Here is a 21,293-nt window from a genome sequence, read left to right as displayed (position 1 = left end):
GGCTGGTGTGCGTCGACGTGCGTTGCAGGTTGTCGAGGCTCGACGCCATGGCGCCGGTGGCCTGAGTGACTTCGCCGATCATGTTTTGCAGGTAGGCGATAAAGGTGTTGACCGAGTGACCGATGGCGCCGAGTTCGTCTTCGGCGCGGATGGTGATGCGTCGGGTCAGGTCGGCATCGCCGCTGGACAGTAAATCGATGTTGGCTTTCAGCGCTTTCATGCGCTGCACCAACTGGCGAATCGCATAGATCTGCAGCAATACCAACAGGATCACCAGCGGTATCTGCAACAGGCTCAGGGTGCTGAGCACGTCGTCACGCTGGGCGGTGAGCATTTGCGTCGGCAGGGCGGTGGCGAGGAACCACGGTGTGCCTTCGATCGGGCGCATGAAGAAAGTGCTGTCTTGCCCGTTGTTGTCGAACTCGACGCGCTGCGCCTGATCGCGGTTTTGCAGGCCGGCCTTGACCTGGCTGGCGAAGGTCGAGTTGGCGGCCAGTTCGCTGATGTTCTTCAGCACGATCGGGCCGCTGATGCGCGAACTGTTGCTGATGATCTTGCCGTCGGCCTCGACGATGAGCATTTCGGCGTTGAGGTCTTTTTCCTTGCGGGCCACCAGGTCATTGAAAAAGCCCAGGGTCACGTCAATGGTCGAGACGCCCCAGGCGTTGCCGTTTTTCTGGATAGCCATGGCGCAGTTGGTGCGCGGCTCGGCACTGGCGTCATCTTTATAGGCCGCCGCCCAGGCGCACTGACCGCGAGGTGTGGCCATGCCGCCCTTGTACCAGCTCTGGTCGTAATAGTTGGGCGCCGCATCGCTGTTCCAGAACGTGTTTACGGCCAGTTTGCCCGAGGCATCGCGGTGCCAGAAGGTGCTGAACTTGTTGCGTCCGGCTTCACGCTGGCCCGGCAAAGGCCAGATCCCGCCGCCAAACACTTTCAATTCGCCGTACTGATCCACCAGTCCCGGCAATACCGTGTCGATGGCCGCACTGTCGAGCAACGGAATAGTCTGGGTGATGCTGCGTTGCTGGGCCTGAACCTTGTTCAGTTCGCCCTGAATCTGCTCGGCGACTTCAGCGATGCGGTTGAGCACCACCTGTTCTTCGGTATGCCGCAGTTTGGGCGCAACCAGCTGGCTGATGCCCGCGACGGTCAGTACCGACAGCAGCAGAATGAACAGAACCAGAAACAGCGTGTAGCGAGCCTGAATAGTGCGGAATGCGGGCATGGAGACCGGTCCTTGAGCTGCAATTCTTATTAGGGGCGGGGGATAAAACAGTGCGGGTATCCCTAACGTATCGTCGCCGCTGCGAGAAGCTTTAGGTACAGCCGTCCTAAAAAGTCCTGTGTCGACGACCGGTCAGTATCGAGTCTGATACAGGCAACCTCAGGAACCTGTCCGTTAGAGCAAAAGATCTATTGAAAGCTTTTCAAGCGAGGGCGTGCAGGCCAGCATTTATGGGCGTTTGCTGGTTTGTATCGAGAATGTACAAGAATTGTAAAAAGGCGCACTAAAAGGGTTGGTGCTATTAGTTAGCCGGTAGATACTCCCCGGCATTCGAATGGTTCAACAAGGACATTTCATGTTTATTGCACAGGGAGTTTTCTCATGACGATCGGCATAGTCGGCGGTTGGGAGAGCAAGGCTGGCGTGATGGTGCGTAACACTGGCGCGAAGAAACAGGTGGCTCAAAGCGTCAAGGTGCAGCAGATGCTCACCATGGTGGGGAATGATCCCAACGCTATCAATACCGCCGAAATGGACAAGCAAGGCCTGCGCAAGAACATCAAGGGCTTCGATCCTGCGAACGTTTCGGTCAAACAGATGGGCAACCTTGCCGCCATGCTGCGTAGCCGCGGGCTGATTTCCGAGATCACATCTTTTACGCTGATGAACGCCGGCGACAAGTTTGACCGTTTCGGCGTGACCAAAGACATTGATGTCAAATTCAACGCACTGGAATATTTCGCGACTCAGCTTGATGCGATCCAGAACAATGGCCTCAATGGCAACGCTTACGGCAAAGCCCTAATCCCTGAGTACAAAAAAGCCATCTACGTCCTGCAGAATCTCAAGACGTATGGTGAAGGCAACGCGCCGAAACCGATCGACCAAGGTGTTAAAGCCAAGGCTTGAGACGTTAATGTGGCCCGCCCGACATCGAGCGGGCCTTGGTCGAGAACCGGCACCGCGTTCAAACCTGCGGTGACGGGCTCTCGCTCAAGTGAGCGGCGAGTTCCTGTTGGGCCTGATCATGCAGGTGCTGCATGTGCGGACAGGGCAATGTCAGCTGCCGTGACCGGAACCCCCGGTGAAACAGCGCCAGCCATCCCCCCCCTTTACCTTCCATGGGCGCCAGCCCGGTAAAGAAAAAGCCAATCGCGTTCAGCCGGGTCAGGTCCCAGGCAAAGTGCCGCGACAGTCGCAGTTGAAGCGAAATCAGCCATTGCCGAGGCAGTTCGCGTAATTGTTTGAGCAGCCCGGGCCGCAGTTTTTTCAGGCGCATGTCATAACGATTAGCGTGCTTTTCCAGCTGAACGGCCGCGCCGTGCCATCGAAATGTTTGCTTCTTCGTACCGAACACCCGACCTAACTGCTGCATGAAATCCCGGTAACCGGCAGGCCAGGTTTGCCGGGGCAAGGGGCGTCGGTAGCCGTCGATGGCATAACATCCCAGGACAATTGATTCCGGCACCGGGCTATCGAACGGTGAAGGGACGTAGTCCGGCAATAATCCGGTGTTATGAAAGCCGAGGTTGATTGCCATCCGCTGCGTGTACGGATGGTGGGTGACCTGTTTGATCACGACGTTCTGACAGCCCAATACCTGTGCGTGGGTCAATAAATGCTGGCCCAGACGTGTGGCGATATTTTGTCCCCGGGTATCCGGGTGAACCACACACAGGGCCAGTTCGGCCGTGCTGGCGTTTGGCTCGCGGAACAGCGTGGCGTGCCCGCAAATTTCCTCACCGACCACTGCAACCAGCGAGTGCCAGCGCTTGTCGGCGTGGTTCTGACTGATCATGTGCGGCAGATACACATGGGGCTGCACATAAAGGTCGCCGTACACCTTGCGAAACAATTGGCTGACGGCCGTTGCATCGGTGTCACGGTAGTTACGCAGAATCAGCGGTGGCATAGGGCACCTCCTTGTGCCTGTGTTCATAGCAGCGCAGATCTACCACGCGCATGCATTTGCCCGAGCGGGCGTGGCGTGACAGATCCCCATGGGGGCAGCACTCGATTCGCAGATTCAGCAGATGATCTGCCTGCAGTTGCGCGATCAGCGGGTACTGTTCAATCAATCCCGCCTCCAGATCCCGGTTGACGTCGGCCACGGCGGGGGATTGCGCGGTCGCCACCCATTTCAGGCTCAGCACATCCGTATGCCCGACCTGTTCGATCAGCAGTTGCCAGTCGTCGCTGTTGGCGGTGTGCTGAATCAGCGCACCGATTTCCTGCGGCATCAGCGACAAAATCCCCAGCCGAACCCGTTGGCTGTCAGCGCTGCGGCCCTTGAGCGCGAACTTGCGCCGGGCGCTGCCTGCGGGCTCTCGCCAACAGGCGCGGTCGCCGACCGGGTAGCGAATCAGCGGCATCAACCGACGGTGCAGACTGGTGATCACCAGCAAACCGGTGTGATCACAGGCATCGATCACGGCACCGGAATGTTCGTCGATGATTTCCACCAAGGTGTGCTCGGCATGCATTCGATGCTCGCCTTCGGCGCAGTCGCGCTGACTGCTACCGATGAAACCGGCATCGACACTGGCATAGCCGACAGAGGCAATGCGCGCGTTGGGAAATGCCAGTTCGAGTTGTTGGCGTTGCGACGCGAACAGACTTTCCCCGCCGTAAAGCAGGGTGTCGACCTCAGGCAGCGTCTGTTCCTGACGATTGAGCCACGCCGCGAAGGTCAGCAGATGTGCCGGCACGCCCGCCAGTACATTGATCTCATGCTGCACGATGGATTGCGCCAGAACGGCGGAGTCGACATTGCCGGTAAAGGGGAACTCGGTAATCTCTACGGCAACATGGGCCAGTGCGTCGTGGACGAACAGGAAGCTGGCATACAGGTCACCGGCAAAGAATAGATTGGCGACGCGATCACCGGGCTGGAATTGTGAACTCAGACTTTTGCCGAATTCACTGACCAATAAACGCCATTCATTTTGCGTATAAACAGAGAGCTTCCCGGCGCTGGTTGAACCGCCGGTTTTAAATATCAGAGCCTGTGCCACAGCGCCGGTGAGTACCGGCCATTTATTTAGCGTCTGACTGTTTTGCCAATATTCAGCAGGTTCAATCAGCGGCAGTTCGGTCAATGTTGATGTTTGTTTCGAGACGCCTGAAAAGTGTGCGCGGTAATAGGGCGAATGTTGACGAGCGTAGTTGATCAACTCGTTCAGTTGTTCGGAAGTTTTCATAATGTTCACCATTCTTGTTGTGGTCTGATCGAACTCACGGCATCAACTACGTGAATCAATCAGGATCGGCGTCTTGCCGCTGTGTCTGTTGCGGGTGAAGTGCTCGACAGCACAGACGTCAACGTCCAGATGCAATAGTCCGGTTTCGATCAGCGTCGCCAGTGTCGGGTAGCGGGACAACCGCAATCGTGCGTCTGCCGCGTCAATCCCGATTCGCAGGCACATGCGTTCCAGTCCATCGGGGGCATGGCCGAGCAGCAACTGGAACGGCACCTGCAGGTGTTCTTCCAGTTCGCTCAACGAGATGAAGTCAGAGCCGATGCGAATCAGCTTGCCGTGCCGTTGCAACAGTTCGAAGCGCGGCGACGTGAGTCCGCAGGCGCAGGGGCCGGAAATCCAGCGTCCCGTGTCGCCCACCTCGTAACGCCGAACGTTTTGCGCCTCGCGTGCGATCGACGTGAACAGCAAGCGGCCGACTTGATTGCCCGTGACGGGTTCATCGACGTCGAGGCCGACAATTTCCAGGTGCTGGGTGTCACTCAGCAAATGGAAGACGCCATCGTCGGTGGCTTGGCAAGCGTGGCCAAGCGGGCCGGCGTCGACACTGCCGTAAATCGCCGAGCGGATGCTCGGCACGCCACAGCTGTGCAGCAGCTCGCGACTTTGTGTACTGAGGTGTTCGCCGCCGAGAAAAACCTTGTCGATCCCGCCATAGGCCTGCAACCGTTGTCGTTCGTTGAGGAACAGGCGATGCACGGTGCTCGGCATGCCAATCAACACGGTCACGCGCTGACTGACGATCATTTCGGCGATTTCGCGGTAATCGTCATCGGCCGGAGCGCCCATCGGCAGGTGCGGGATGTCCAGCAACTCAAGCACTTTGGCAAAACTGAGGAAGCCGCCGTACAAGCCGCCGCAGAAGAACAGGTTCATCACTCGATCCCGAGCCGGGTCGAGGCCGGCGGCGAACAGTCCGTCGGCGGTAGCACGCATTTGCCGATGGAAATCGGCATAGCTGTAAGCCGATAACGCCGGAGTACCGCTGCTGCCTCCGGAACGGAAATATAGCCGCGCAGCGGCGTTGAGTGGTTGGGTGACGAAAGTAGCCTTGTCCATGAGCGGCTGCCCGGATTGCGTCGCGGGCAATGACGCGCTATCAAGCGTGGCATGGTTCGGCAGGACATCGGCGGGCAGGCTGACGGACACGCGTCGGCTCAGCCGTTGCAAGGCGTAGACGCCGTCATGTGGCTCACCGTCATAGCCGTCATGAATGCTGCTGACCGGGGCGATTCGCGTGACGCCCGCACCGATCAGCGTGCGTGCCAGCTCGCCGGTCTGCGCTGCGCCACACAGCAGCGCGCAACTTTGCAGGACGTTGCGCCACGGCAACAGCGTCTCGGTGATCAGGGCGCGGGGCACGGGATGCAGCAGTACGCTGCGAAACAGCGGCGAAGGCGTCAGTTGACGGTTGTGCGCCCAGATGATTCGCCAGCCCGGTGCGCTCCAGACATGTCCGGTTTGTTCAGCGAAACTCTGCGCCAGCCGCGCCATTTGTGTGTGCGTGGTGATTTGCGCGGCTTCTTGCGACGTAGGCAACAACGCCGGCCATTGTCCGGCGCGGCGTTCGAAGGCGGCCGTCAGCCGTTCGCCGATGTCCCGCAGAACCTGCGGATCGTCGCTGTCGACCAGTAACCATTGCGGACTGGAGCAGGCTTGCTGATCCAGCCGGCAGACTTCATCCGCCACGGCATCCAGCCCTTGTGGGGTGGCGGCGTCAGGCGTCAGATAAACGAAACTGATGCGGTGGCCCCAATCGATCCAGCGGCAGCCGGCCGGGAGCTGTTGGCGAATGGCTTGCAGGGCCGCTTCACCGCCCCAGGCTGCGACGCCGTTGGCGCGTTTGCACAGGCGCGCGATCTGCGCAGTGCTGACCGGCAGTACGGCAACGTAACGGGCGAGTTGACCGCTCGGGTCGCATTGCAGCAAAGCGCCAAGCAGGCTCGCGGTCAGACCCTGATCGCTACTGCTGGGCCGCAACCAGTTGACGTTGCCGGCCAGCAGACTTTCCAGCACCGCGCAAAATGCCAGCAAGGGCGCGTTGCCCGGCGTGATATGCACCACCAGGCCAAGCGGGCTCCAGCATTCGAATCGGGCCTGACGATAATCGAATCGTCGCAATGAGCCGGGTTGCGTGCCGAGTTCGCGCTGCATCTTGCGGCGCAACGCCTGCGGTTCGCAGAAGTCGATCAACGCCTGCCGTTGCTCGATAGTGAGTGGCAGCGTTATGTCAGCGCTGCGCAGGTTTAGCGCAAAGTGCGCGGCGGCTTCAATGACCGTGTGGCTGTCCAGCGGCGTACTCAACTGTTGCGCCAGCTGCGCCTCAAGGTTTTCGAGTGCATTGTCGAAGTTGCAGACGTCGTGTTGCTGTCCGTTGATCAAGTACATGTCATCGACCTCCGAGCAGTTCGGAAGCTGCCATCGCACAGCTTCTGCCCGGCGTGGTGCCCGCGCGGCCATGCAGTTCAAACCAGTCGCTGGCCAATCCACAACCGCAGCTTGCGCCAGGGTGCAGCGTCGCCAGATCACTCATCACCACCGCATGCCCGGGACTCGACGAGATATATGGCGAGACAAAACCGAGCAGGCCTTGCTGGCCATAAGGCTGCAGGGAAAAGTCCGCCGGATTGCGCACCAGTACCTTTGAATAAACCGGGACATGGAAGTGATGGTGGTCACATTCGATATAAGGCACCGCGTGCTCGACAGCGCCGTAGCCATCGCGACAACGGACCTTTTCAATGCCCAGTTGCCGGTGGATGCGTGCGTATAGCTGCTGTCGGGGAATTTCTTGTGCGGCCTGGGTTTTCCAGCCACCACCAAAAAAAGCCAGCGAGCCGGCGGGCAACTGAAGATCCGCAGCGCCGGTGGCCTGCATCCGTTGCAGGGTCTGCCAGAGAAATGCCGGGAAGCCGAGGATGCGCACGGGCAGCCCTTCTTCGGCGAATGCCTGCAAGGCCTGGATCACGCCGAAAACATCGAATTGGTGACCGCCACCGGTATTGCGCAGGGCATACACCACGCGGTTGGCGGGGGCAAAACCACAGAGAAACTGGTCAGTGAATGAGGTGCCCAGGGTGATCCGGCCTTGCGGCTCGTAACTCAGCAGCAAGTAGTTGCAGGGCGTGTCCGGGGTGTCCCAGCCGTAATGCCGGAATATCTGCGCGACCATGAACTGCGCCGCTGCCAGACTGCGCGCGTCATAGCGCATGCGGCTTTGCTGACCGCTGGTGCCGGAAGAGGTCAGTTCCAGCGCGTCTTCGCCGGTGGTGCTGAGCAGCAGTCGCTGCTTGAAAAAATTGGCGAAGATTGGCGGCAGGCGTGACCAGTCATCGAGGCTGTCCAGATCGTCTACCGTGAGGCCGTTGGCGTTCAGCCAGCCTTCATAACCGGGTGTGTGCCGGCAGTGAAACCGGCTGATTTCGGCCATGGCCTGGTCAAACAGACCACAGGGCACGGAATCCGGGCAATAAGGCCTTGGCAACGCGCAGAGCGCGTCGCTCGCGGGTAAGTGAGTCATCAATATTCCTTTATTGAAGTGAGGTGGAATTGTTGTTCCCGTCCTGCAGGATTCCGTGCAGAAAGGGCAGGCACATCAGGCCGCCGAAGGCGGACAAGAGCGCGAAAAGTTCAAGGTGTGTGCCGCCGCTGAGGGTGGCAATGAGTGTTCCACCGACGCCCATCACGGCAATCGAAATCATGCCGATCATGGCCGAGACCAGGCCTTTACTGTCATCGGTGCAAAACAGGGCTACTCGATACAGTGCGGCATTGCTCATGCCCAGCCCGACGGCGTAAAGCGCCAGGCTGGCGACCACGGGTTCCAGGCCTGTCCTCAGTAGCGCGCAGCCAATCAGCCCCATCAGGCCCAGGCAGAATGGCCACTGCCCCAGTTGAATCAACTGGGGCAACGAATGCGTGACCAGCAAGCGGTCGAGGATCAGATTGCCGGCGATGACGGCCGAGAAAATCGGGATCTGCCACAGCCCGTACTCCAGCGGCGTCAGGCCCAGCAACTGGATCAGCAATAGCGGTGCCAGGCCGATCCAGGCAATCAGCGGCAGGCTCATCAGCCCCAATGCGAGGCACGCCCAAAGGAACCGCCGATTGCCAAACAATGCCAGGTAGCGCTGCCACGTCTGCCGCAGGGAAAAACGCACTTGCGCCTGTTGCCGGCCATCATGGCGCACAACGCCCACGGTCTCTGGCATGCAAGCGTAGAGCCCCAGCCACACCGCCGCTGCAGCGAGACCGAGAGCCAGAAACAACTCGCGCCAGGTCAGCCATTCCAGCAGCAGGCTGCCGAGCAATGGACCGAGCAATGGCGATAACAGAGCGACGTTGCCCAGCAGGGCCATCAGTCGCACGGCATCGGCCTCGCGGAACACTTCCTGCAGGGCCGGATAACTGACGGCAACGACGAACCCCAGGCCTGCGCCTTGAATCAGTCGCAGCAGATTGAACAGTTCAATGCTGTGAGTGACGAATGTGGCAGCACAAGCCACACCGAACACTGCGCAACCGATCAATAACATCGGTCGTCGGCCCCAATGATCGGACAGCGGCCCCATCAACCATTGCAGGCAGACGCCCCCCAGCAAATAAAGATTGAACGCATTGGGGACATGGCGGATATCGGCTTGTAAATCAGTAGTGACGTTCAACATCGCCGGCATGATCAAGTCGCTGGCCATATAAGTCAGCAGCTCGAAAGCGGTCAGGGCCAAACAGAATCCGATCAGTTTGCGAGGGCCGATAGTTATAAGTGTTCTCTGCATAAAACATCCTTGTCAGTTAGTTTTCAGGAAGCTTGCAGAGACTAGGGGGTGTGGTGTGGGTGACCTAGTTGTTTGCTACGACATTAAATTTCAAATGCTTGCATCGTGTTTATTGGATCCAGGATGCGTCGTGGGCAAGTTGCGCAAAAAACAATGCCCGCTGTAGGCGGGCATTGTTTGAAGTGGGGTGGGCTGTGAATGTCCCTGCGCATTTATCGGTCAGCGAGCAGGGCGAACAATCCTGTTCTAACGATGTTGATAATAACCAGGACCGCCCTGGTAATAGCGATGGTGATCGTCGTGCCAGCCGCCGTGGGGGAAGATGATGCAACCGCTCAGGGTCAGCAGGGCGAGAAGGGGAATCAGCCAGGTGATTCGACGCAGCATTTCAAAAGTCCTCATGGTGATGCCGTCATGAAGCCAAAACTCTTCATCGGCTGTAACATGAGACCCCGTTTGCGTCGGTGCATCCCCGAAACACGGTAAGTGCATGGCATGCGAACGGATACAAACCGGATACATTTCAAAGATTCAGGAAACCGCAATGACCCAGAAGCAACGCTTGATTTATTCGATTCTGATCGCCGTGTCCGTACTGGCGATCATGCTCGGCCTGTCCTGGCTGCAAAACGCCGGAAAAATCGATGAAAAGACGTTCCAGTACATCGCCATCGGTGTGGCGGTGGTTGTGGTGGTGATCAACGGCGTGATGCGCCGCAAGGTCAAGCCCTGACGGCGATCGCTGTACGCTTCAGTCGTTGTTGAGCACGGCAGCAGCCTGTGGATGCAGGCTGTAGCTCTTGTCCGCATTGAAGGTGATCACGCCTTCGGCGCACAGACGCTTGAGGACTTCGCGCACACTGAGGAAGGACAGCGGAATATCCAGGTCGAGCAATTGGCTGTGGACGCCACGCACGCCCAGACGGCGCTCGCTTTGTGCTGCTACCAGCAGCGCGTCGATGACTTTCAGGCGAATCAGGCTGGTGCGCAGACCGAAACTTTTCAGCAACAGCCGGATGCGTTCGTTACCGTGACGCTCGACGCGTTGCCCGAAATCGCTCGCGTGGGGGCTCATGGAAACTCCTTGTGGGGCCTGGCTACCGTCCGTTGGTAGTTGCGAGTTGTACATGCGATTACTCCTTTTCAGAGCCTGATCGGGAAAGGTTTTTTTGCGTTCTCTAAACAAGACGTATCAGCTCGACAAATCATGAAAGAAAAAATGTAGAAAATTTGTCGGAAATTCGTCCTCACCTTGTAATGCCGGGCAAAAAACGCCCTGTGCCGCACTAAATATTTTTTCTTCGGGTTCGTTTTCAGGACAGGCTCATTGCGCGTGGACGCGTGGGTGTTTCCAGAGCGGATCCATTGACCGTCATATCGTCTTCGTGTGGCAGCGCCAGATCCGCTCTTCGGCATTTCGATCAGGAGCGAGCGTGATTATTTCCAGGCAATTAACCGGGCTGACCCTTGCCGGTCTGTTTTTCGGGCTGAGCCCGTCGGCTCATGCATTGACCTCGGCCGTTGATGCCAGCGCCGAGATTCGTCGTACCGGTTTTGGTGTGCCGCATATCCGCGCCGAAGATGAGCGCGGCCTGGGTTTCGGCATCGGTTATGCGTACGCACAGGACAACCTGTGCCTGTTGGCCAACGAGATTGTTACGGTCAATGGCCAGCGCTCACGCTACTTCGGTCCGGATCAATTGACCGTGGAAGAACGCGAAAACCGCGTCAGCGACGTCTTCTTCAACTGGCTCAATACGCCTGAAGCGGTCAATGCGTTCTGGCAAGCCCAGCCGGCACAGGTGCGGGATCTGGTCGAAGGTTACGCCGCTGGCTACAACCGTTATCTCGCCGAGCGTCGTCCGCAGGGGTTGCCGCAGCAATGTCAGGGCGAGTGGGTACGCGACATTGCGCCGGAAGATCTGGTCAAACTGACCCGCCGTCTGCTGGTCGAGGGCGGTGTCGGCCAATTCGCCGAAGCACTGGCGGGTGCGACACCTCCGCAGGCTACGGCTCGCGTCGAACACGATAAGCACGCCTACCAGATGGCCGACGCCCGTCAGCAGCGTTTTGCCCTGGATCGTGGCAGCAATGCAGTGGCGGTGGGCAGCGAACGCTCGTTCAACGGGCGCGGCATGCTCTTGGCCAACCCGCACTTTCCGTGGGTCGGCGGCATGCGCTTCTATCAAATGCACCTGACCATCCCGGGCAAACTCGACGTGATGGGCGCGGCCTTGCCGGGCCTGCCGATGATCAACATCGGCTTCAACCAGCATCTGGCCTGGACGCACACGGTCGACTCATCGAAGCACTTCACCCTGTATCGCCTGCAACTCGATCCGAAAGCCCCGACGCATTATCTGCTCGACGGTCAATCCGTGCCCATGAACAAGCAGACCGTTACCGTGCAGGTCAAACAGGCTGACGGGCAAGTGGTGCCGGTGGCCCGCGACGTTTACAGCTCTAAGTTCGGCCCGATCGTGCAATGGCCGGGCAAGCTCGACTGGGACAATCAGTTCGCCTACAGCCTGCGCGATGCCAACCTCGATAACGATCGCGTCCTCACGCAGTGGTATGCGATGAATCAGGCCCCGACGCTTCAGGCGCTGCAGGATTCGGTGCACAAGATCCAGGGTATTCCATGGGTCAACACGCTCGCCGTCGATGACAAGGGGCAGACGCTGTACATGAACCTGTCGGTGGTGCCGAACGTCAGCCGCGAAAAACTTGCCCGGTGCAGCGACCCGCGCATCGGCACACAGATGATCGTGCTGGACGGCTCCAACAGCGCCTGCGCCTGGGACATTGATCCGCAAGCGGCGCAGAAGGGCATCTATGCGTCCAGCCAATTGCCGCAACTGCTGCGCAAGGATTTCGTCCAGCACTCCAACGATTCAGCGTGGCTGGCCAACCCGGCGCAACCGCTGACCGGTTTCTCGCCAGTGATCAGTCAGGACGGTCAACCGTTGGGCCTGCGTTCGCGCTTTGCCCTCGATCGTCTGGCAGGCCTGAGCAAAAAAGGTCCGCTGGCGGTGAAAGATTTGCAGCAGATGGTGATGGATGATCAGGTGTATCTGGCGACTCAGGTCGTACCGGATCTGTTGAAGTTCTGCGCCGCCGATCTGGGGGCTGATGCGCAAGCACTGAAACCGGTATGTGCGAGCCTCAAGGCGTGGGACGGTCGGGCCAATCTGGATTCGGGCGCAGGCCTGGTGCACTTCCAGAACATCATGCAGGCCATGCAGGGCTCCGCCGATGTCTGGCGCGTTGCCTTCGATGCAAAAGATCCGCAACACACGCCGCGTGGTCTGGCGATCGAGCAGCCAGAGGTGGCCAAGGCATTGCGCGCGGCGATGCTGGCATCGGCTGAACTGGCCGGCAAGATGGGGCTTACCCCGAAAACCCGTTGGGGCGATATCCAGGTGGTCAGCAGCGGCGGGCAGCAGACGCCGATTCATGGCGGGCCGGGCACGCTGGGGATCTACAACGCCATCCAGAGCGTGCCACGCGAAGACGGAAAACTTGAAGTGGTCAGCGGCACCAGCTACCTGCAAGTGGTGACGTTCGATGAAAAGGGCCCGCACGCGCAGGGGCTGTTGGCATTCTCGCTGTCCAGTGATCCGGCATCGAAATATTCGCGGGATCAGACCGAGGCCTTCTCGAAGAAGCAGTGGAGTGTGATGCCATTCACCGAGCAGCAGATCCAGGCGGATCCGCACTATCAGGTGCAGACCATTCGTGGGGCGTTGGACAAGGCGGGGAAAGTCGCCGCGCAGTAAAACCGAGCATCAGTTGAGCAAACGTTGAAGGCCGCATCCCGCAAGGGGCGCGGCCTTCAGTTTTTGGGTGGCTGTTGCGGCATCGGGTTGATTACCGGGTTGCCTTCCTTGTTGCGCGTCAGGTAGACGGGCAACACCTTGGGCAGGGAGTTGGCCAGATTGTGCAGTTCTTTGACGTTGTAAATGCCGCCCACGCGAATCGAGCCAGTGCTGCTGTCGGCGAGCATCAACGGCTTGTCCAGGTAACGATTGATCAGTGGCAGGGCGTCAATGAGTGCCAGGTTGTCCAGCACCAGTTTGCCGCTGCGCCAGGTCAGCGAAGTGTCGCCGGGATAGGTCTGGCTGATCTGCGGCATGTAATCGCCGTGTTTATAGCGTGCCTGCATGGCCGGCCCCAGGCGCAACCCGTCGCCCGGTAATGCACTGTTGCTGGTCACCAGCACTGAACCTTCGATCAGGTTCACTCGCACTTGATCTTCATACATCCAGACGTTGAAGCGCGTGCCGGTCACGCGGATTTTGCCTTCACCGGCGCGCACGACAAACGGGTGCGAGGTGTCATGACTGACGGTGAAGAACGCCTCGCCTTTTTTCAGCGTGACCCGCCGCTCGTCCTTGTAGTTGCTGAAGGTCAGATCAGTATTGAGGTTCAGCTCAAGCTGACTGCCATCACTCAGGGTGACCTGACGGACGTTGTCGGTGGCGCTGAAATGTTGATAGCTGTCGGGCAGCCAGCCGAGGTTCCAGCCGGTGAAAGCCGCCAGTGGCAACGCCAGTGCGCAGACACTGGCGGCTACCGTGTATTGACGCCAGGAGCGAGGGGCTTGCCGGATCGGCGTGGCCAGCGCTGGTTCGGGGCGCGGCAAATGCTCGGCCACGTCCCAGATTTCCAGCATGGCTTCGTACTCGAACGCATGCAGAGGATGGGCTTCGTGCCAATGTTCGAATGCGCGACGCTCGTCGTCCGTGCAGTCGGCGGCGTGCAGACGCATGCACCAGTGCGCGGCGGCATCGGTGATCGCGTCGTATTCGGCTTCCGAGAGGGTGTCTTGGGTCATTGACTCGTCCTGATTTCGCACATTCTAACCTTGACGGGAAGTTACCGAGAACAACCGTCATGGCATTTACCCATCAAAGTGGAACTTATTTTTCCCACAGGCGCCCAAAAAGCAGGACGCCAATGACCACTATCCATAAATGGAGTGAAAAAATGATCAAAAAGACTTTTGCAGCCCTGATTGCCACTGCCACTTTGCTCAGCGCGGGTGCCGCGTTGGCTGACAAGCCAGGCGCAGGCTGGATCACTATCGAAAAAGCCATCGAAACCGCTAAAACCAAGGCCGGTTATGTAGAAATCTACAAAATCGAAGCCGACAACGACGGTTACTGGGAAGGCGAAGGACGCAAGGCCGATGGCATCGTCTACGAATTCCGCATCGACGGCGCATCGGGCAATGTGCTGCGTGATCAGAAAGACTGATCCGGCTTGACCCGAAAAAGGCGCAGGTTACGACCTGCGCCTTTTTCATGTCCGGTTTTCAGCGCACGGGCACCGGATCAAGCCGTCGGCCCATCTCGCAAATCAGCCGTGCGATCGAGTCGGCGTTGCGCAGGATGACATCGGCACGTACATCCGATGACGTTCGATCATAAAATTTGTTGCGTGCCTCATCGATGGTCGAACTCTGGGTCAACTTGAGAATATTCTGGGTCAATACTTCCCCTCCGCGAATCTTGTCCAGACTGACAAACGCGCCCTTTTTGGCGCTCCAATGTGCAAACAGCTCGTCGCGGGGGGTAAGCAATGACAGCGCCTTGCTCTGGAAAGACTCCAGGTCATTGCGCAGCTCCTGCCCGTAGTGGGTCAGGGGATCAATCAAATCGAAAAACGGTCGGCGCGCTTCCAGTGAGGCGATGTCCTCGGCCTTGGAAAATTGATGGGCGAATTCGTGGATCAGGGTCGCAGCTTGCGCGTGTCCGTTGACATCGAAGGACTCGGACAAGAAACCTTCATACAAGTCCAACTGTTGATTGAAGAAGTGCTCGGTGAAATGCACATTTTTTTGATTGTCGTTGATCAACACGAACGCAATGAGCGATGACTTGAAAACATTTGAGCCGACAATGAAGCGATCGGTGTTCATCAGGTCTTCGTCAGGATCGACCAGGGCATTGCAGATAGGCACGATGGCGTTGTTGATTTTGCCCAACAGCACCTTATCAATCTGTGAGACCCCGAAAAAACTCTTCAGAAAGCCATTCAGACGACTACCAGATACGTTGTTTTTCAGTTGAACCAGATTGTGCAGGCTGTTGAACGCATAGAACCGCGCCATGTCGACTGCATGCTGAATGGCGTGGGCTTTATCGGGATGATGGCGACGGATATTCTCCATGCCCTTGGCTTCGATGTTCAGCACAGTCCGCCGACTTTGCTCGACGACGAAGCGATTGTGCAGTCTGGAAATGGCTTTGCCGTAATGGACCGTGTGTGGATCCGGCGCCAGTAACAGCCGCTTATCCTGTTCTTTTAGCGACGGCCCCTGGATTTGATCAGTGACGATGCGCCAGACAATTCCAGGTTTTTCGACGCGATAAACCTTGCCCGCAATAACGTTGTAAATCCGCTTGCTGAGCGACTGCTCGTAGGTGCCATTCTTCGCATTGCGCTTGAGACCCTCAAGTGCCACGTTTACCGCTTCAAATACTTGCAGCACCGTGCGCAATGGCGACGTGAGCCTGATGGTTGACCAGCGTGGAACAGGCAGCGTGAGTGGTTTTGTCAGGTCGACCGCTTTGGTTGTCACTTCAGTGATCGCCGCCACAGTGGTTGGCGTCTGACGCCTGACCCTGACCCTTGCCGTCGCAACCGCCACCTCGGGTGCCTGCGCCGAGGCTTCCGATCCCTCAAGTGCTATCCGGCCAAGACTGATCATCTGCATCCCTCCGTCGATAAAAGCTTTCAAGGCTATTGCCCAGTGGTGATCCTGCAGCGCTTCGGCCGAGACCTTGAAGTCCTTGTAGGCCTGCCAGAGAAACGTCAGATAGGACAATTTACCCGGCAGCAGACCGGAGAGCAGTTTGATCCCGTGGCTGAACAGGTTTTTCGCGTTTTCCCAATCACCCTGCGCCGTGCTTTGCCCCTGGCAGCCCAAAAATTGCGTCAACAGTTGTAGGTTGTCCTTGAACAACCGGTGCAACAGATTGCCGGTGATGGCGGCGCCTGACAGGGTCATTTCACTGGTTTCGCCGACACTCGACTTCAGCAATGCGCGAAAGACCGCCTGATGCTCGGCCGGCAACCGGCGAATCAGCAAATCCTGCAGAGGCCCCGGCGTATTCAGTGCCGCGATCAGTTGCGTCTGGCCTTCGAATTCGTGAAACACCTGGTCGGCATAGGGTGTGTAAAGCACCGACGGGCCTTTGTGCCCCGTGCCCGGGCCGATCACATACAACCCCAACGCTTCCACCGCGTCGGCGCCAGCTGTTTTGATCAGCGACAACGGCGAGACCAGAGCATGAGCACCCTCGACCGTCGCGCGGGCGATGCCGTCAGGCATGTCCAGCACCTGGCAGATCTGGTCGAACGCCGTGCCGGACAATCGCTGTTGCAGTTTCATGGCGTGGGCATGCTGCAACAGTTGCCAGGGGATCTGCCGATAAAAACGTTGTTTGCGTTCCTGCACCTCGGTCGAATTCCCCGTCAGGGCCTCGGTCACCTGCGCGGCAAAAGTCGAGGGTATTTCCAGCGACAGCAACAGTTGATTGACCGCCGCCTGGTCAAACCCTTTCGGCAATTTCTGCGTGGTTTTTGACGCGACCTTGAAGCCAGTGCCTTGAGCGATATTTACATGGTTCAGGGCAAATTCGCCCAGGATGAGGGCAGGGCCGGCGAGGGTCAGGTTCGGAGTGATCTCGATGTCTTTCGGCGTGAGCTTGCTATCGGCAAACCGGCTGTCGAGCAGTGACTGCAATGTCTTGTCCACGTAATCCTGCAGAGTCGGGACACCGCTGAGGTAATCCTTGTTGTCGACGACGCTGTTGTGCCACTGCTCCAGCAATTCCAGGTGCAGTTGTTGCTCAGCGACCGGTGCCATGCCCAGCCATGCCGGTAGCGTCTGTTGCTGATTAATGGCTTTCGCAAGGTGAATGGCGCGAGGCAGGTTGGTGTCGATCAGCGTCCTCTTCAGCTTGTCGAGGGCGGCGGGCAGGCCGGTTTTATCTTTCATGTGCTCACGCACTTGATCACAGCGGGCAAGAAAGTGCTCGATGCCCGATTGCGCGCGGTTGTGCAGCACATCGTCCTCGATCAAGCGCAGGGCGCCCAGGGTGTAGCGCTGATGGGGCTGGCGCTTTTGCGGGGCAAGGTTTTCCAGCAGGGTCAGGCTGTCAACCGGGTCCTTGAGCCGTCGCGCCAGCGCTTGGCGTGCAATGCCGATGCCTGCGAACACTTCCAGCCCGAGGGCGGGCGTCCACAGCACCGCGCGCCCGGAGTGCGCATCGTCGAGCCCGCCGCGTTCGGTCAGCAACACACAGTGGGCCAAGGGCAATAGTGCCTGGATGCCCTCACGTTCAACGCTCAGTGACCAGGCATCCGGCCGAAAGCCGTTGAGCGAACGTCGCTCGCGGCGGCTCGGTTGATCGGAATGGAACACGGTATCGACAATGGCCCGTTCGGCAGCCTTCAGCGACCCGCTGAGTTCGCGCAATTGGGCTTCACCGCGTACCCCGACATACAGTGAATGCCCCAATCGTGACTGCATGCCCTCAAGGTAGCTGCGCTGTGCCGCCGCTGTAGCAATGGGCTGGCCGCGAAACGACCCGGTGAGCAACGCTTCGATGCCCGTGCAGGAGCGCGCCAGGTTATCGGCCTTCTCTGCGAGGACCGCGGACGGTTGTTGCACTCCCACCAGTACCGGTCGCGTGGTCCAGCGCTCGCCGGCATCAAGTTCCAGCAAGCGTTCCTGGATCATGGCGCGTATGTCGAGGGCCTTGTCGAACAGCGCATGGATATCCACGGCACCATCGCTGAGGCGGAACACCTGCAAGGCGTATTCGATGTTCTGCCGCTGTTTGGTGATGATGGCTTCGAACAGCACCTCGAAAATCTCGCCGCCGATCGACACACCCGTCACGTGGGGCTTGTCGAAGCCTACAAAGCGTTTTCGTTCTTCGAGGCTCAGCAGGCCATACAACTCGTCTTCATGGCCGGCCGCGAGGAATTTGCTCTGCACGGTGTCTTTCAGGTCCTGGTAATCCTTGAGCACTTGCAGACCCAGGGTTGGCGTGTAGAGACAGGCCTCGCTGAAACTGATCATCAACGAGCCGGCCAGTTCGACGTAGTTGGGCTCGTATTCCCACAGCCTTACGTTTTCGATGGTCGCGCGGCGGGTCGGCAAAGCGGCGGGGCGAATCATCTGGTGCAGGGTGGCGAATTGGGCGGCATCGATGATGCCGGTTTCGCGTTTGATCATCAGCTCGGTACGCGCCTGTTCGAGCAGGGCCTTGGCGAAAAATACGCGGCGAGTCGAGCCGTCTGCGCTGGCGCCATCCCAATAGCTTTCCATCGCGTGAAACAGCAGTACCAGCAACTTGCCCGACGCGGCTTTGAGGGCGTTGTCCCACAGCGCCTGATCACCGGGGATCGGGGTGTGGCGCGGGTTGGAAAACTCATGCAGTTGCCCGGCAGGCCAGTTCTGCTGGCGGTAACGCATCAGCACCGCTTCACTCAGGCTGGTCGAGTCGTGCCAGTGCCGGGCGGGTGTCTCCTTGGCGCTCGGGTCTGCCAGCGTATAGAAACTGGTGCGGGTCTGCCCTTGCTGCAGGTTCGGAAAATGTTCCTTCAGCAACTCGTCGAGGCTGGTCTCCAGCAGGGCCGTGAGCGATGGCAGTTGTTTCAACTCGCTCAGCATGGCCTCGGCATTCAACTGTCGAGACGCCAGAATGGCCGCCTTCTGATCATCAAACACATCGCCCTCGATGGTCTCGTAGGTCAACGCAATGCTGGTTTGCTCGACAAGTTGTTGGCGTTGAAGCGAACCGAGAAACGCCAGTAACTCATCTTCCTCGGCAGCTTCTTTCACCCGCTCTTCAAGTGCCGTGTGCAGCGACGCCAGGCTGTCGTATTTCTTGAGGCCGTCGTATGGCGTGTAGAGGATCGCGCCGTTGTCATCGGGAGTGGCACTGAGGATGAAACTTCCCGCCAGGGTGACGGGTGATTGCGTGCCCGCCGTGATACGAATGCGTTGGGCGAGCATGGGCGGCTTCTGCTCGTTGCGCAGTGTGTGCGAGGCCAGCTTCACATGGGCCAGCCAGTCAAAATCGTTTTGATTCAGCAGATGAGTCTTGGCCAGCGCTTTCCACAAACCGGGCGAGTTCAAGGTTTCGGGAAACAGGAGGGGAGAAACGGAGGTGGTCATCATCGAGGCTCTTTTCGGGGCGCATGGATCAGCGCCAGCAGACGGAGCCGCCAGACTAGGACCGCACGCTGCTGCGCAGGCGGTAGATAGTTAGGTCACGGTGCACAGGTAAAACTGTCAGGCTGACGGGTTATCCATGACACGCTCGGTATTGAGGGTTGACACGCGGCCGCCCGGGCATGGTTAATCGGTCGGCAAGTTGTTCGTACGCTGTTGTTCCCTCCAATAATTATTCTGGAGCTTCAGATGTCTGCGCCACACGATCACGTCTCAACCGCCGAATCCTCCGTGTTATCGCGTGAAGCGCTGACACAACTGCTCGAAACGATTTTTCTGCGCCACGGCACTTCTGCCGAGGTCGCCCGAGTCCTGGCCGCCAACTGCGCCAACGCCGAGCGCGACGGTGCCCACAGCCATGGCGTGTTCCGCATTCCCGGTTACGTCTCGACCCTGAACAGCGGCTGGGTCAATGGACATGCCGTGCCTCAGGTCGAAGATATCGCCCCCGGATTTGTCCGCGTCGATGCCGGTAACGGTTTCGCCCAACCGGCATTGGCCGCCGCCAGACCATTGCTGGTAGAGAAGGCGCGGCATGCCGGCATCGCGGTGTTGGCGATCCGCAATTCCCATCACTTTGCGGCGCTGTGGCCGGATGTCGAACCCTTCGCCGACGAAGGTCTGGTGGCGCTCAGCGTGGTCAACAGCATGACCTGCGTGGTACCGCACGGCGCCGATCGGCCGTTGTTCGGCACCAATCCGATTGCCTTTGCCGCACCACGTGCCGGCGCTGCACCGATCGTCTTCGATCTGGCCACCAGCGCAATCGCCCATGGCGACGTACAAATCGCTGCACGCAAAGGTGAGAAGTTACCGGCAGGCATGGGCGTCGACAGCCTCGGTCAGCCCACCCAGGACCCGAAGGCGATTCTCGAAGGTGGAGCGTTGTTGCCGTTTGGCGGGCACAAGGGCTCGGCGCTGTCGATGATGGTGGAATTGTTGGCGGCGGCGCTGACTGGCGGCAACTTCTCCTTCGAGTTCGACTGGTCGAATCATCCCGGGGCGAAAACCCCATGGACCGGGCAGTTGCTGATCGTTATCGACCCGAGCAAGGCTGCCGGGCAGAGTTTTGCCGAGCGCAGTGAAGAGCTGGTGCGACAGATGCACGGGGTCGGGCTCAAGCGTTTGCCGGGCGATCGTCGGCATTTGCAGCGGGCGAAGTCGTTGGCTGAGGGAATCGTGCTGGATCAGCAGGCGCTGGCGCAGTTACGGGAACTGGCTGCTGATTGAGTTGACTGGTAGTAAATATGTGGCGAGGAGATTTATCCCCGATGGCCTGCACAGCAGGCCCGGCTTTTGATTTAAAAGCGGGTCCACTTCGTGCCCCATCGGGGATAAATCCCCTCACCACAATGAGTTCAAACTCAGGTACGAGTTTCTGCTCAAAATTATTTTGCTTAACGACGGCCGAGCAACAGGCCGACCACCAGACCGAAACCGGCGGAAATTGCCACGGTCTGCCATGGATGGCCGCCAATGTAGCTTTCGGTCGCATCGACGGCAGGTTTGGTGCGGTCGCGTACGCTGGAAACCGAATCCAGCGCCTGTTGCAGTTTCAGGGCGATTTGCCCGCGCAGGGTCTCCGCTTCTTCACCGACCAGTGAGGCGCTGCTCTTGAGCAGTTTGTCGGACTCTTCGATCAGAGCCTGAAGTTCGCTGAAGGCTTGATCCTTGATTTGGTCTTCGGCGGCTTGCACGGCGGATTTCCGGGCCATTGGGTGACTCCTTGCAGTTGAATGGACAGTGATCAATGGAGTGTGGCGCTTTGTAAAAAG

Annotated in this window: 15 protein-coding genes and 1 pseudogene; 5 read left to right on the top strand and 11 right to left on the bottom strand. The window is 58.8% G+C overall.

The features are described 5' to 3' along the window. Positions 1–97: 97 nt before the first annotated feature. Positions 98–1,228: pseudogene (locus ACVVH8_RS15545) on the bottom strand (HAMP domain-containing protein); the annotation flags it as partial. Positions 1,229–1,609: 381 nt separating this feature from the next. Between ACVVH8_RS15545 and ACVVH8_RS15540 the strand changes: the two are divergent. Continuing rightward, on the top strand, positions 1,610–2,137 hold the full coding sequence (locus ACVVH8_RS15540; protein ID WP_103302123.1) for a hypothetical protein: 528 nt from the start codon (positions 1,610–1,612) through the stop codon (positions 2,135–2,137). Positions 2,138–2,195: 58 nt separating this feature from the next. Here ACVVH8_RS15540 and ACVVH8_RS15535 read toward each other — a convergent pair whose 3' ends face one another. From ACVVH8_RS15535 to ACVVH8_RS15510, 6 genes are all read right to left on the bottom strand, one after another. After that, a complete protein-coding gene (locus tag ACVVH8_RS15535) occupies positions 2,196–3,140 on the bottom strand; it encodes a GNAT family N-acetyltransferase (RefSeq protein WP_475224630.1) in 945 nt (314 codons plus the stop codon). Next, entirely contained in the window at positions 3,118–4,428 is a 1,311-nt protein-coding gene (locus ACVVH8_RS15530; protein ID WP_475224627.1) for a phenylacetate--CoA ligase family protein, read from the bottom strand. Before ACVVH8_RS15530 ends, ACVVH8_RS15535 begins: the two co-directional genes overlap by 23 nt. Before the next feature lie 42 nt (positions 4,429–4,470). Further along, positions 4,471–6,873 carry an acyl-CoA reductase gene (locus tag ACVVH8_RS15525; RefSeq protein ID WP_475224624.1) on the bottom strand — a complete coding sequence of 801 codons (2,403 nt, stop codon included), beginning with the start codon at positions 6,871–6,873 and terminating at the stop codon, positions 4,471–4,473. Between the two features lies 1 nt (position 6,874). Then, a complete protein-coding gene (locus tag ACVVH8_RS15520; protein WP_103302119.1) occupies positions 6,875–8,005 on the bottom strand; it encodes a LuxE/PaaK family acyltransferase in 1,131 nt (376 codons plus the stop codon). Between the two features lie 10 nt (positions 8,006–8,015). Continuing rightward, positions 8,016–9,263, bottom strand: a complete 1,248-nt coding sequence (locus ACVVH8_RS15515) for an MFS transporter (RefSeq protein WP_315445519.1) — start codon at positions 9,261–9,263, stop codon at positions 8,016–8,018. A gap of 246 nt (positions 9,264–9,509) precedes the next feature. After that, on the bottom strand, positions 9,510–9,650 hold the full coding sequence (locus ACVVH8_RS15510) for a hypothetical protein (RefSeq protein ID WP_177431341.1): 141 nt from the start codon (positions 9,648–9,650) through the stop codon (positions 9,510–9,512). 157 nt (positions 9,651–9,807) lie between these two features. Between ACVVH8_RS15510 and ACVVH8_RS15505 the strand changes: the two genes are divergently transcribed. Next, entirely contained in the window at positions 9,808–9,996 is a 189-nt protein-coding gene (locus tag ACVVH8_RS15505; RefSeq protein WP_103302117.1) for a hypothetical protein, read from the top strand. An 18-nt stretch (positions 9,997–10,014) separates the two neighbouring features. Here the strand turns inward: ACVVH8_RS15505 and ACVVH8_RS15500 are convergent, their stop codons facing one another. Continuing rightward, positions 10,015–10,392 carry a fe2+ zn2+ uptake regulation protein gene (locus tag ACVVH8_RS15500; protein ID WP_103302116.1) on the bottom strand — a complete coding sequence of 126 codons (378 nt, stop codon included), beginning with the start codon at positions 10,390–10,392 and terminating at the stop codon, positions 10,015–10,017. Between the two features lie 304 nt (positions 10,393–10,696). Here ACVVH8_RS15500 and pvdQ point away from each other — a divergent pair, with 304 nt between their 5' ends. Further along, positions 10,697–13,042 carry a bifunctional acylase PvdQ gene (gene pvdQ, locus ACVVH8_RS15495; RefSeq protein ID WP_475224621.1) on the top strand — a complete coding sequence of 782 codons (2,346 nt, stop codon included), beginning with the start codon at positions 10,697–10,699 and terminating at the stop codon, positions 13,040–13,042. Between the two features lie 56 nt (positions 13,043–13,098). Here the strand turns inward: pvdQ and ACVVH8_RS15490 are convergent, their stop codons facing one another. Then, complete coding sequence (locus ACVVH8_RS15490; protein WP_475224619.1) at positions 13,099–14,100, bottom strand: FecR family protein; 1,002 nt, start codon at positions 14,098–14,100, stop codon at positions 13,099–13,101. A gap of 152 nt (positions 14,101–14,252) precedes the next feature. Here ACVVH8_RS15490 and ACVVH8_RS15485 point away from each other — a divergent pair, with 152 nt between their 5' ends. Further along, on the top strand, positions 14,253–14,522 hold the full coding sequence (locus ACVVH8_RS15485; protein WP_103302113.1) for a PepSY domain-containing protein: 270 nt from the start codon (positions 14,253–14,255) through the stop codon (positions 14,520–14,522). A 58-nt stretch (positions 14,523–14,580) separates the two neighbouring features. Here ACVVH8_RS15485 and ACVVH8_RS15480 read toward each other — a convergent pair whose 3' ends face one another. Further along, positions 14,581–19,464, bottom strand: a complete 4,884-nt coding sequence (locus ACVVH8_RS15480; protein ID WP_475224616.1) for a dermonecrotic toxin domain-containing protein — start codon at positions 19,462–19,464, stop codon at positions 14,581–14,583. A gap of 243 nt (positions 19,465–19,707) precedes the next feature. Here ACVVH8_RS15480 and ACVVH8_RS15475 point away from each other — a divergent pair, with 243 nt between their 5' ends. After that, positions 19,708–20,748 carry an Ldh family oxidoreductase gene (locus ACVVH8_RS15475; RefSeq protein ID WP_475224613.1) on the top strand — a complete coding sequence of 347 codons (1,041 nt, stop codon included), beginning with the start codon at positions 19,708–19,710 and terminating at the stop codon, positions 20,746–20,748. 167 nt (positions 20,749–20,915) lie between these two features. Here ACVVH8_RS15475 and ACVVH8_RS15470 read toward each other — a convergent pair whose 3' ends face one another. Further along, complete coding sequence (locus ACVVH8_RS15470) at positions 20,916–21,233, bottom strand: ElaB/YgaM/YqjD family protein (RefSeq protein WP_016982860.1); 318 nt, start codon at positions 21,231–21,233, stop codon at positions 20,916–20,918. Positions 21,234–21,293 lie beyond the last annotated feature (60 nt).

Source organism: Pseudomonas trutticola BRTCR10, from assembly GCF_056155105.1.
Note: the sequence above shows the minus strand (reverse complement) of the source record. Positions and strands in the feature narration are given on the sequence as shown.

Coding starts and splice junctions, on each gene's coding strand:
- ACVVH8_RS15510 (WP_177431341.1), bottom strand. CDS start 9,650: ATGCTGCGTCGAATCACCTGGCTGATTCCCCTTCTCGCCCTGCTGACC.
- ACVVH8_RS15525 (WP_475224624.1), bottom strand. CDS start 6,873: ATGTACTTGATCAACGGACAGCAACACGACGTCTGCAACTTCGACAAT.
- ACVVH8_RS15470 (WP_016982860.1), bottom strand. CDS start 21,233: ATGGCCCGGAAATCCGCCGTGCAAGCCGCCGAAGACCAAATCAAGGAT.
- ACVVH8_RS15505 (WP_103302117.1), top strand. CDS start 9,808: ATGACCCAGAAGCAACGCTTGATTTATTCGATTCTGATCGCCGTGTCC.
- ACVVH8_RS15535 (WP_475224630.1), bottom strand. CDS start 3,140: ATGCCACCGCTGATTCTGCGTAACTACCGTGACACCGATGCAACGGCC.
- ACVVH8_RS15520 (WP_103302119.1), bottom strand. CDS start 8,005: ATGACTCACTTACCCGCGAGCGACGCGCTCTGCGCGTTGCCAAGGCCT.
- ACVVH8_RS15540 (WP_103302123.1), top strand. CDS start 1,610: ATGACGATCGGCATAGTCGGCGGTTGGGAGAGCAAGGCTGGCGTGATG.
- ACVVH8_RS15485 (WP_103302113.1), top strand. CDS start 14,253: ATGATCAAAAAGACTTTTGCAGCCCTGATTGCCACTGCCACTTTGCTC.
- ACVVH8_RS15490 (WP_475224619.1), bottom strand. CDS start 14,100: ATGACCCAAGACACCCTCTCGGAAGCCGAATACGACGCGATCACCGAT.
- ACVVH8_RS15515 (WP_315445519.1), bottom strand. CDS start 9,263: ATGCAGAGAACACTTATAACTATCGGCCCTCGCAAACTGATCGGATTC.
- ACVVH8_RS15480 (WP_475224616.1), bottom strand. CDS start 19,464: ATGATGACCACCTCCGTTTCTCCCCTCCTGTTTCCCGAAACCTTGAAC.
- ACVVH8_RS15475 (WP_475224613.1), top strand. CDS start 19,708: ATGTCTGCGCCACACGATCACGTCTCAACCGCCGAATCCTCCGTGTTA.
- ACVVH8_RS15530 (WP_475224627.1), bottom strand. CDS start 4,428: ATGAAAACTTCCGAACAACTGAACGAGTTGATCAACTACGCTCGTCAA.
- ACVVH8_RS15500 (WP_103302116.1), bottom strand. CDS start 10,392: ATGTACAACTCGCAACTACCAACGGACGGTAGCCAGGCCCCACAAGGA.